This is a genomic window from Roseiconus nitratireducens, from assembly GCF_008629675.1.
Taxonomy (GTDB): Bacteria; Planctomycetota; Planctomycetia; order Pirellulales; family Pirellulaceae; genus Stieleria; species Stieleria nitratireducens.
Genome location: NZ_VWOX01000012.1, coordinates 154,635 through 166,511, shown reverse-complemented (window position 1 = coordinate 166,511; position 11,877 = coordinate 154,635). Strand labels below are relative to the sequence as shown.

Annotated in this window: 7 protein-coding genes and 1 pseudogene; 2 read left to right on the top strand and 6 right to left on the bottom strand. The window is 56.6% G+C overall.

What is annotated here, in order from left to right; all coding sequences use genetic code 11:
• Positions 1-146: 146 nt before the first annotated feature.
• Positions 147-611: pseudogene (locus tag FYK55_RS30145) on the bottom strand (four-carbon acid sugar kinase family protein); the annotation flags it as partial.
• Positions 608-1,639: a 4-hydroxythreonine-4-phosphate dehydrogenase PdxA gene (gene pdxA / locus FYK55_RS20305; protein WP_201743756.1), complete on the bottom strand. Its 1,032-nt coding sequence runs from the start codon at positions 1,637-1,639 to the stop codon at positions 608-610. The gene pdxA and the pseudogene FYK55_RS30145, both read right to left, overlap by 4 nt.
• 160 nt (positions 1,640-1,799) lie before the next feature.
• On the opposite strand from pdxA, the gene FYK55_RS20300 reads away from it, so the two are divergent.
• Positions 1,800-2,423 (top strand): GntR family transcriptional regulator, encoded by a 624-nt coding sequence (locus FYK55_RS20300; RefSeq protein ID WP_161604650.1) that lies wholly within the window; start codon positions 1,800-1,802, stop codon positions 2,421-2,423.
• A 35-nt stretch (positions 2,424-2,458) separates the two neighbouring features.
• On the opposite strand, the gene FYK55_RS20295 is transcribed toward FYK55_RS20300, so the two are convergent.
• From FYK55_RS20295 to FYK55_RS20280, 4 genes are all read right to left on the bottom strand, one after another.
• Positions 2,459-3,742 (bottom strand): DUF1552 domain-containing protein, encoded by a 1,284-nt coding sequence (locus FYK55_RS20295; protein ID WP_261344959.1) that lies wholly within the window; start codon positions 3,740-3,742, stop codon positions 2,459-2,461.
• A gap of 77 nt (positions 3,743-3,819) precedes the next feature.
• Entirely contained in the window at positions 3,820-7,053 is a 3,234-nt protein-coding gene (locus FYK55_RS20290; RefSeq protein ID WP_150078287.1) for a DUF1592 domain-containing protein, read from the bottom strand.
• Positions 7,054-7,300: 247 nt separating this feature from the next.
• Positions 7,301-8,602 (bottom strand): FecR domain-containing protein, encoded by a 1,302-nt coding sequence (locus tag FYK55_RS20285; protein WP_161604648.1) that lies wholly within the window; start codon positions 8,600-8,602, stop codon positions 7,301-7,303.
• Complete coding sequence (locus tag FYK55_RS20280; protein ID WP_235908842.1) at positions 8,599-9,162, bottom strand: sigma-70 family RNA polymerase sigma factor; 564 nt, start codon at positions 9,160-9,162, stop codon at positions 8,599-8,601. The genes FYK55_RS20285 and FYK55_RS20280 overlap by 4 nt, the downstream gene beginning before the upstream one ends.
• Positions 9,163-9,490: 328 nt before the next feature.
• Here FYK55_RS20280 and FYK55_RS20275 point away from each other — a divergent pair, with 328 nt between their 5' ends.
• A complete protein-coding gene (locus FYK55_RS20275; RefSeq protein WP_150078285.1) occupies positions 9,491-11,728 on the top strand; it encodes a serine/threonine-protein kinase in 2,238 nt (745 codons plus the stop codon).
• Positions 11,729-11,877: the final 149 nt, after the last annotated feature.

Sequence of the window (11,877 nt, the reverse complement as noted above, 5' to 3'; positions counted from 1 at the left end):
GATCGTACGGGTTGCAGCCCGAACTGGATCCGCAGCAACGAAGCAAAAAAATCGGCGCCGCCGCACAGCAATGTGCCGTTATTGAATTGGGCCGATAGCGAATCAAGATCCATCTGTTCTCGTGCATCCGCGACTTTTATCGGCACGCCCGTGTGTCCTTGCACTCCCAGCAAATCCGCTGCATCGCAAGAGAACCGCGGATGTTCTGGGTCCGCCGAAAAATGGGTTTGGTCGATCGGCACCCCATCGATCCGCAAACAACCGTTTTCAACCGTTCGCCCACGGCTCGGATTCGCGTTCGCGATCAGTACACGCTGTCGATCCAAAACTCTAGCCGTCGACTCCGCCTCAGCCAAAATGGGGCCTCGCAACACCGAGTCGACCTTCTTGAAAATGAAAGCGGGTTGGGAGTCGCGGACGTGTCGCGCAATGTCCGCTGAGTGCGATGCGGCGTCGCTTGCGGTAAGCGATCGCGTATTGCCGTCGACGACCACACAATCAACACCGACAGGTGCGAACTCAGTCTGCACCTCTGCCGACAGACCATAGCGGTGGGCGATCCCGGCAATCTCTGAAGCGCCAGAAAAGTCGTCAGCCAAAACAACGATCATCCACTTACCTCCTGCACCTGCTGTATTCGCCCCGATGCCAGTTTCGTCGCCAATCGAATCGCTTCGACCATGCTTTGCGAATCAGCAACTCCCTGCCAGGCGATGTCGAGTGCCGTGCCGTGGTCGACCGACGTACGGATGATGGGTAAGCCAAGTGTTGTATTGACGGCGACGTCAAATGCCAGCGTCTTCAGCGGAATGTGTCCCTGGTCATGGTACATGCAGACCACACAATCCGTCTCTCGGCGGCGGGCCGGCAGGAATGCTGTGTCAGGGGGCAAAGGCCCGGTAATTTCGATTCCACGACGCTGAGCAGTCTCAATCGCGGGAAGAATGAACTCTTCCTCTTCGCCCCCGCCAAACAATCCGTTCTCGCCCGCATGTGGATTCAGACCACAGATTGCGAGTCGCGGTTGTTGACCACGCACTCGTAACATCGCTTCATGACTCAACTCGATCACATCAACGATTCGATCGACGCTCAGCAACGACGGCACATCGCGATATCCAACATGTGTCGTGACAAACGAGCAAGTCAGTTCACCGCTCGTCAGCATCATGCACGCTCGGTCCGATTTGGTCCGGGCTGCAAAGATCTCCGTGTGCCCCGGGAAATCGACACCGGCTAGCCTTAACGCTTCCTTGTGAATCGGTCCCGTTGCGACGGCATCAACTTTGCCATCTAAAGCAGCATCGATCGACGCCGTGATGTAGCTGTGAGATGCTTTTCCTGTGAGAGCCGAGACCTTCCCCGGAGATACAAGCTCAGGACTTACCGCTTGCAGGTCGTAGACCACGGCAGTTTCGGGTCGACGAGAAACGTGGCCGATCGCTTGTTCCAGCGAGACCGCGACTGGCGGCATCGGCAAATCCAGCTGACGAGCAACTCGCTCAAAGATCCCCGCGTCACCGAACAGAATGAGCCGCGCATTGCCACGCAGCCCGTTCTGCGCTGCCTTCAGGCAGACTTCGGGTCCGATTCCTCCGGGGTCTCCGGCGGTCACGGCGATGAGGGGGGAGGTATTCATGAGGCTAGACTGCATGCCATCGAGCAAAACTGCATGCAGTGTAGCCGGTCGGTGTTCCACTGTCAATTTCGGCAGCTTTCATCTACGCTGACGTCTTCCATTCCGCTCCGAGGACCTCAACCGCGTGCCAACAGCTCAGCCAGCGATCAACGAAAAGCGTTTGAGTGAGTCGGTTTACGAACAGCTGATTCAGATGATCGTCAGCGGAGAGCTAGAATCGGGCCAAGCCGTGAGCGAATCGGAGCTGTCTCGCCGGCTCGATGTGAGCCGAACGCCGATCCACGAAGCAGTCGGGCAACTGGTCAAAGATGGATTGGTCATCCAAGAGCGAAATCGCAGACCGGTCGTCGCCGCTTTCAGTACCGACGACATCTTCGACGTGTACGAAATGAGACGAATTCTTGAGAGCGAAGCAGCGGCGAAGGCGGCGTCTCGAATCGACAAGTTGACTCTGGCCCAACTTGATGATGCAGCGAAGAAGTTTAAGTCCGCGAAGGGAAAACCGGCGATTCTTCGTCGGTGGGTCGAATTCGACGATCAATTTCATACGGCCATCGCCGCCGCCTGCGGCAGCTCGCGTTTAGAATCCGACATTCAGCGTTACCGTTTGCTCCACCGTGTTTTCAACCGAACCCACGATGACCCGAGTGTTTTGGAACAGGCTTACGACGAGCACGCGTTAATCTTAAAGGCGTTAAAGAAACGTGACGAATTGGCGGCGCGCAAAGCGATGAATGATCACATCGCCGAATGGCAACGATTCTTCGTCAAACATCTGGCGTAATGGCCAACATCGCGGCGTGCCACTTTTCCTGTCGCTTACTCCAACGCACCGCGACGGCGAGAACGCCAAATCAATTCGTCGAGAGGACCGACGCTGTCGCCGAAGCTGGGTAAGCTGACTCCCATCAGCTGAGCAATCGAAAGATACAGATTGCAAGCCCGCTGCTGCTCTTCCGGCTTGCTGCTGAAGTCAATCGCGCGTCCCCCGGGCAACCCGACGCCCCCGTGTCCGGCCAGCACCAACGGCAAGTTGCGTCCATCGTGGCTATCGCCATTGAACATGTTGCTACCGAAAAGAAGTATTACATTGTCCAGCATCGTCGTTCCGTTCCCTTCGTCTATTTGACTCATTTTTGACAGCAAGTAAGCGAACTGTTCGACATGGAACTGGTTGATTCGCTGGTACGAAGCGAGCTTCTCTTTGTCGTCCTTGTGATGCGAGATGCCGTGCAATTGGTCGTTGAGCACACCGTCAAGGAAGCCAAATTTCATGTGGGAAACGTCTCGATTGAAGATCAAGGTTGCCACCCGCGTCTTGTCCATCTGCCAAGCGAGAAGTAACAGGTCGAGCATCATCTTCATGTGTTCACGGACATCCTGAGGAAGCGTTTCAGGTGGACGATCCATGTTGGGCTCCGACAATGAAGGTCGCCACCCCTCGAGGCGATTCTCCGACGTCGCCCGTTCGATCCGGAGTTCGAGCTCCCGAACGCTGTTCTGAAACTCTTCCAGCTTGCGATGGTCGCGGGCACTGAGATTTCGATCGACCGTCTTCGTCTGCTCGAGCACGGCATCAAGGACGCTGTGCTGACGCAGCAAGCCGCTGGTATCAAACAGCCGGTCGAACACCGCTCGCGGGTAGACTTCCGGCGGGATCGGGGTGTTCGGCGAACTCCATGACATCGTACCGTAATAGACACTTGGCACTCCGCCACGCAGACCGCTTTCGGCCGGCTCGACCGCCAGCACCAAACTGGGCACAGGTGTCAGCTTTCCAGTATGCCGAGCGATCACCTGGTCGATCGACTCGGCTCCCCGGGGCAGCAGCGTCGGTTTGAACTGAGCGCCGCTGAGCATATTGCTGAACAGCGGCCAGTGCGGACCGCTGGTGTTGTTGAACACGTGCAATTCATTCAGCACCGTGATGTCGCGTCTAAACGGCTGCAGTGGTCGGAGCGTTCGGGAAAGCTGCAACTGATCGCCCTCGCCCTTCGCCCACCATTCGTACGGGTTCACGCCATTGGCAAAGACCAAGGTTCCAAACCGCACAGGAGCTGCCGTTGCCTCGGTGGCTCCGGCAGGCCTGCCTAGCGATTCCATCCAAGGTAGAGTCAACGATGCCCCGATCCCGGCCAGGACGGTTCGTCGTTTGAATTTTCGACGACTGGATTGTGGCATTAGTATTCTCGTTTCGTGCGAAATTGAGGGCTGAGAACGATCGTTTCCACCAGAGAACTGAATCGGTAATGCTGCTCGATAAGGTTTTGCTTCATTTGGTTCAACAAAAAGTGGTCACCGATCGATACCGCCCGGCCAAGCGCGTAGCCAAGCAGTTTGCGGTTGAAGTGATCGACAAATTCGTCAGTGTTCTGAATGAGGTATTCCTTGAGACCGGCAGCGCCGCGCAGTTCAAATCCGTCGTGAGTCGTCGCAACGGTCGAAAGCGGGCGACCCTCTCGCTCAATCTGACGCGTTCGGCCGATGGCATCGAAACCTTCCAGGCTGATTCCCAGTGGATCGATCTTGTCGTGGCAACTCGCACAGGAACGATCGGCTCGGTGACGCTCCAGCTGCAGTAAGATGCTCTCGCCAGCCGTGTTGGTGTCGTCCTCTGAGAGCGGCGGAACGTTTGCGGGAGGATTTGGCAAATGGCGACCAAGCAGACTTTCCATCACCCAAACACCACGCTGCACCGGACTGGTGCGCAGCGGCAAAGATGTCTTCGTCAAGAACAGTCCCATCGTGGCCAATCCGCCACGTTCGGCCGTTAGCTTCACGACGCGATGCGAAGATGGCTCGGAAGACAATCCGCGACGTTCGACTGCCCCAGCTGACTCGTCCGCGGATTCATATTGCGCTTCCAAGTTGTAATGCTTGGCCAATCGCTCATCAAGAATCGAATCATCCGACACCAATAGATTGGTGAGCGGTCGATTGCCTTGAAAAACATCTGCCAGAAAAAGCTCAACTTCCGCTTGCATCGATGCCCGTAAATGCTCGTCAAACTCTTTGAATCGCTCCGCATCCGGATTCACGAAGGTCACGAAGTCCGAAAAGCCCCAGAGTTGTCCGGCAAAATCGGTTGCGAGAGATTTTGCTCGCGGATCCTTCAGCATGCGACGTGCTTGCTGGACTAGGACGTCGGGATCACGCAGTCGGTCCGTTGCGGCCAGTTCCCGCAGCTCTTGATCAGGAATGCTGGCCCACAGGAAAAAAGACAACCGAGTGGCCAAGGCTTCGGTGGACAGTGGGCGACACGGATGGCCGTTTGAATCCGCAACACTGGAGAGTTCGTTGCCTTTCGTATCGCCACCAGAACGGGACAGTCCGCGAAGCAGAAAATCGGGCGAGATCATCACGGCCATCAGGGATGATTTGATGCTGCTATCAAAACTGAATCCGTTCGCACGGCTCTCCCGATACAGCTTGATCAAACGTTCGGTATCCTGGTCGCCGATCTGACGACGCCATAACGATTCGGCGAATTGTTTGATCGTGCGACGAACGAGCTGCTCTTCCGCGTTGCTCACCGCGGGGCCAGTCGACGGGTGTGACCTTGCCAGCGCTTCGAGTCGATTTTGAAAATGATTCAGTTCGGCCAGGTCGTCCCGCGTCGCATTACGCACGACTTCGTGAACAGTGAAATGATAGGGGAAGTCGGCTTCGAACTTGTCCGCTTCCTGCTCGGGCCAAGGGCCGCCAATTGCTTCCAGCGAAGTTCGCTGCCAAGCGGCGAACACGTTGCGTTCGGCGTTCAGACCGATCTTGGTCTTGTTCGCTTCCGCGATGTTGCGTTTTCGTAGCGCCCGCTCCTGCTCTTTCTTGAGCCTGGCCGCTGCGGTGACGGGACGTTTCTTACCGCCAAAAACGAAACGCCCCGGAACATAGCTTTGCGACTTCGGCTTCTGCTTCAATACCAAGGCCTGGATGCTGGCGGTTTCGGTTCTTGCTCGATCGAGGGTCAGGTCGACTTCAAAAACAATCGCGTCTTCCGGGACTTGAAACTTGAGAGCTCCCGGCGGCTTCGCCCCCAATTCATCGTCGCGGAGCGACTTAGTCTTCTCGCCATCAAAGCCAAACGGGTATTCCCTGCCGCTGTTCGCTCCCACGATCGTCACGACATCCTGCCACTGTCTGGAAGTTCCGTCGCGGAAGATAAATCGTCCCCGTCGCCAAACCGCGTATTCTCCTCGGCCTCCATCACCGGCATCCGTCACGATCAGGAACAACTCTTCCGCGTCGCCAATATCGATTCGGAATGGCCAATGTCCTTTCTCCTCCGCCGCCTGCAGAACCTCATTTTTGGCTTCGTGAAAGCTGATTTCGTAAGCCGGTGCGTAGTCTTCGGTTTCGACGACCACGTTGTCATTGCCGGAAACTATCTCGACACAGCGAGTGCGAACGTCGGCCAGGGGGACGGCCGGATCTTGGGGGAGTTGTTGCCAGGCGCTTGCCCAGTCACGGTGGACGGAATTGGAGACATCGCCGATGAGAATCTTGAACCACTTTTCTAGCGCCACCGGCGACAGTTCTATTCGCTCTCCGTCCACGTCTGTTGCATCAACCGGCACCCACGCGAATTCCGATAGTATCTGCTCTCTGCTTTCCCGAACTTGGTATCGCCATGACGATTCAAGATAGGCGGGATGGGCAAAACCTAGTTGCCGTTCGAGATCTCGACGATGTTCTTCATTCCACTTTTGTTGTTGAGCAACGTGCCACTGGATGATCTCGTCAGCGACTTCTTGACGCGCGTCGACTGGCTCGTCAGAGGCGGAACGCGGATAGGTCGTCCAAGCCGAATCAGCGGCTTCGTTGTTGTTGGCGAGCGGATAAAAGCGGACGTGCGCAAGTGTGTTCCGCGCCGCATCGACATACTTCTCGTACTGTGCCAGCGTCATCGATTGAGCAGCGCCGACGTTGGCGAATCCTTCACCGGCACCGCCTTCGTTGGGCAGGAATCGCCCAGCACCGACGAACACTCCACCACTGATGTCACGCATGATGTTGCGATACTCGTAGGGAGTCAGTCGGGTCAACTCGACACGTCCCGGATCGTCGCGCAATGCATCGGCCAAATCACTGAGTCGCTTGTCGACGTGACGAAGGATCGAACGGCGCTCTTCGTCTGAGAGGCTACTCGCATCGTCGGGGGGCATTTCGCCGGCGGCAACTCGCTCGGCAACACGTTGGTAAATTCTTGCTTGCGATTCGCCATCCACCTCAACCATTGACGCAAGGTTCAACTCCCCTTCAGTTGTACTGCCGTCATGGCAATCGAAGCAGTGATGCGACAATAACGAGACGAGCTGATCTTCGGCCATCACTTGCGGTGCCGAGAGGGTGGTGAGCAGGTAAACGATCACCCCAGTTGGAAACGGGCAACGTTGCACGCGCTTTCCAAAACTCATTCTTCGATCCTCCCGGCGACAACGCGATTGATTCCCATTTCCGTCTGCTCGTTACCAACTTGCCACGTTGCCCAGGATGGCGCGGGGTATCCTGCGAGAAATTGGGTGCGGTGCCCTGCGCGAGACTGGTAGGTATCCTTTGCAATGTTGGCTCCGCCTGGATCTACGGCTGTCGGATTTGCTGAAGTCATGTTCAATACTGATGTCCATGGGATGGGCCAGCAAGCCACTGTTCGATCTTGAAGTCTCATCGCGTGACCCAAATCCGATCGACGGTTAAACCGATTTCCTGGTTCATCGAAGTGAACTGCACCGTGAAAGCCGCCAGACCTTCGAGCTTCTGTTTGCCATTTTCAAAGTTGCCTCGCTTACCGAAGTAAGAAGTCTCTGAGAGCGGAACGGAGATCGTGTGCCACGTTTTCGAAGCAAGGTGAGCATTCCAGGAAGAATCCTCGTAGTACAAATTCACTCCCCGTCGACCGTTTCCCGGCGGATAGGCTCGCGTAACCAGCATCAGTCGCAGTGGGGCAACGCGTTGTTGCCGAAAACGAACGTGGAGTACCGAGTCATCGGACAAGTTGAACAGACCATGCTGGCCTTCCCGCCATGCGTTTTGCGTTGTCACGGCGATATTGTTCTCCCTACCGTGTCCGTCACCCGCAGCCAGCACGGCCCATCCCGTTTCGGTTTCAATCCGCTGTCCTGCCCACCACCCGGACGGCAACCCCTCTTCGAAGTCCACCGACCATGCATACGGCAACGAAGGAAACGTTTTTGAATTGAAGGGAATCCCCGAGGCTTCCGTGACGGTTGCCAGTTGGCCGGCTGCGACCTCGATCCGCTCGCCATCCGACCGACGCGTCATCGACACTAATCCGCTGGCGACTTCCAACTGCGTTGAAGAATCGTCGACGTCCACACCCAGTGACGTGCCAAGCACTTCCAACGTCGCGGTTGAGGTTCGGATCAGCAATGGCAAATCTGGTGGCTGTGGTGATACGTCTGCCTGAATGAGTCCGGATACAACGTAGATTCCTTTGGCCCCGTGTTTCGTTCGCGCGAGAGTTACAGTGGTGTCGCCCGACAATTCGACTTTCGTTCCATCTTCATAAACAATTTCAGCCGAGTCGATTGTCCGTGGAGTCTGGATCGTTTGGCCCGAAATCAGATCGGCCGTTTGCCCCGGGATTGGGAACGACAACAAGTCGCCGCCGACTCCAAAAAGCTGGACTCCGGCACCATGAACGAGAAGGCGCGCCTCGGCGCCTTGTTTGGCAGGTGGGCGCCGCCAGAGAGACATTCCCAGCACTAGGCTTGCGGCCATCACGCCGGTCACCGCGAGCCACTTCAGGTTGCTCCGGCCTTGTACCAACGGTGTCCCGGGCAACGACGGACTGGTACCTCTGGACGCGTCCTGTTGTAAACGCAGCAGCAAACGCTCAATCCGGCGATTATTTGCTTCCTCACTGTCGACCGCCAGGCTGAGCAACAAGCCGTGAACGACTCTTTCATCTGCCACTTCGCTGGCTTGATCGTAATCATCGTTCATTGGAAATCCCCCGAGGCTGAAAACACCTTTTTTCTTGTTAAGCATTCGGCAAGCAACTTTCGTGCTCGAACCAAACGCTTTTTGCAAGCGTCGACCGATGTCTCGAGCAGATCTGCTAGCTCTTCAACGCTCAGCCCTCGAAAATAGCGACCGCGAATCGCCTGCCGATGAGCTGTCGAAAGTGCTTCAACGCATTCATGAAGCGCTATGATTTTTTCTTCCCAAGTATCGCCAGCCCGGATCGAAATCGCCCGAAACTGCCCTTCGATATGAGCCAGTACTTCTTCACTCCAGAAACTGGGGAGTGCTTTTTGCTTTCGGTAATGAGCGAGGACCAGTTTTCCGGCAACTCCTCTCAACCATGGACCAAACGGCTTCGAAAGATCCACTTCCTCAAGCCGCCGCCAGGCAACGAGCATCGTTTCCTGGTACAGGTCGTCGATGGTCGCAGGATCATCGACGATCGTGCGCAAAAACGCTAACAGCATCCGCGAGTTCTCGCGTGCCAATATCTCGAATACAAATTCCGCCTTTCTTCTTGTCAAACAGACTTCTCCCAACGAGGTTTCCTAACAACGAACTGTCAGCAATCCGGCATTGGAGGACAACAATCTCGAAGATTTTTCTCGAATGTGCCGGCGCACAGGAAGCGATTTCTTCGGGCGAGCCGCTTCTAGGGAGCGGTGTGGGACCGCAAACGTTTTGAAGCCCGAGGCGATTGGCGTGGGATCTGAGGAAAACTGTGTGCCCATCGAGGTCGGATCCGAGATCGCACGTTTTCGTGAAACCATCGCTGAATTGTGGTCCAATTTCGCTTGCACGATGAGCCGGCAACCCGCAGAATTCTGCGTGCCTTCAAACCCTCCACGTGGAAATCAAGGCTGAAGCATGAGTGAGTGCCCACGCACCGACGACTTGAGTCTTCTGGCGTCAGGGAGCCTTGCGGGCGACTCGCAGCAGGAGTTGATTGCTCACGTTGAGAATTGCTCCTTGTGTGCCAGTGCGTGGACCCAGATTGGAAGCATCGCAGAGGCGGACGCCGAATCGCAGCCAGCGACGGTTTTGGAACCCGAGCGGGCGCCTGCTTCGGCTCCGCCCGGATTCCCGCTCAAGGCCGGGACAAAGATTTCCTCCTATCAAATCGTTCGTCCGGTCGGGCGGGGTGGGATGGGGGAGGTCTATGTGGCCAAACATTTGCATCTCAAGCGGACCGTCGCTCTCAAGGTTCTACCAAGAACGGCAAGTGTCTCCCCGGAGGCGGTTGCGAGATTCACACGCGAAATCGAAGCCGCCGCTCGGGTGATTCATCGCAACGTGGTCACGGCGTACGACGGAGGGGTGTCCGACGGACAGTTCTTCCTTGTGATGGAACTCATTGAAGGGCGCAACCTGGCGACCGTGTGTAAGGAAGATGGACCTCTGCGACCGGCCAAAGCAATCGAGATCGTGCGACAAGCCGCTCTGGGCCTGAAGGAACTGCACCAGCACGGGTTGGTGCACCGTGACATCAAACCGTCCAATCTGTTGATGAGCTCCGACGGAACCGTGAAGGTCGCCGACATGGGGTTGGCGAGAATTGAAGCTTTGCAGGGACTCGAGCCGGGGTTGACGGAAACAAGTCAGACGCTGGGCACCGTTGACTTCATGGCGCCCGAACAGGCGGCGGACTCGAAACGGGCCGACGTGCGTTCGGATGTGTATTCGCTCGGGGCGACCCTCTGGTTCCTGCTGTGCGGGCGGCCGATGTACCAGGCAGATTCGCTTGTCTCCAAGTTGCTGGCTCACCGCGAGGCTCCCGTTCCGGAATTGCGACACGCCAACTCCCAATGTTCGTCCGCCCTGGAACATGTTTACCAAAAGATGGTGGCAAAAGCGGCCGACGAGCGATACCAGAGTATGGAAGAGCTATTGCTGGACCTGGATCGGGTGGACGAGGAGCAATTCACCGAGCCGTCGATTCGAGAAATGCCCAAGCCGAAACGCAGACTGCTGACGCAACCCATCCCCCGATTCCTGCTCGTCTTGCTTACTGGAACCTTCTGTTTCCTCATCATGCGAAGTTTCCGTGGGGGCGGTAACGATGAATCTGCCGCTGACGACGGACGCGTAGCAACCGGAGCATCGGCGGTCATTTCGGAGACGTCAGGCGATCTGCTCTCGAATGCCCCAGAGCGCCCGATCGAAGCCGCGGCCGAACCACCGGTGCCGAGCGTCCCAAGTGGCTCTTCCATGGGCGAAACTGCCCAGTGGATTCTTTCTCGCGGGGGAAAGATTACCGGGCAAGCCGATGGCGTCTACTACTACAACGTCGACGGAGTGCCCCCGGGGCGATTCTTGCTTTGGGGGGCGCGTTGGGAAGGACAGCCAATCTTGGCGAAGGAGATCGCTTGGCTGCATCAGCACCGGGACCACGTGTCGATGGCCTACTTCCATTTCGATGCGCTGACACCCGAGCATCTTTCGGAGACCGGGAAGTTATCGAATATCGATATTCTGCATCTCCAGTCCAACCGCGAACCGACGTTCTCACCCTTTCAGCTGAAGGTCTTGCTGCACTCGTTGCCGAACCTGTGGGGGCTGCGGCTGTTTGATGTTCCCGTCTCAGGAGACGACTTGGCCGACCTTCCCAGCCTCGGGGGGCTGATTCATTTTGGATTGGGGAGCCGTCGGCAGGCGGAAACGAATCGCTGGTTGGAAATCGATGAGGGGGGCATCAACGTGATCGCAAAAATGACTTCGCTGAAGAGTCTCGATTTGAGCTTCTGTCAAATCACGGCAAAGAACCTGTTGCCGATCGTCCATAGCCCGTCGCTCAAGGAACTTGTGCTCACGGGCGCGGAAGTCGCTGACGAGTCATTCGAACTGCTCGCACAGAACGTGCAGTTTCTCGAGATCGATGAGATTCAACTTTCCAGCCAGCGGTTGGAGACGCTTTCCAGGTTGGTGAATTTGCGGAGGCTCACGATCCGCTCTTCGGGAGTCTCTCGCCAACAGGTTTCCTCGTTGGCAATGTCACTTCCCAATTGCCGCATTGTGAGCGATTTCGGAGAAACTGGACCGGATCCGCCTGAGCATCCAATCCGGGGTTCTTGGTGGAAGGGCGGCACCCTGATCAGCCGTAAGTGAATTCCGCCCGTCGGGCTCCCACCAAGCTTCTTTCGGGTTATCTGCGTTTGTGGATATTTTACGTGTCGGAATGCCGTCAAGCGTTGCCGAATAAGGACCGCCGTTGCATCGGCGATTTGAATTTGGCAATGAGGTAGTAAGGTGCATCG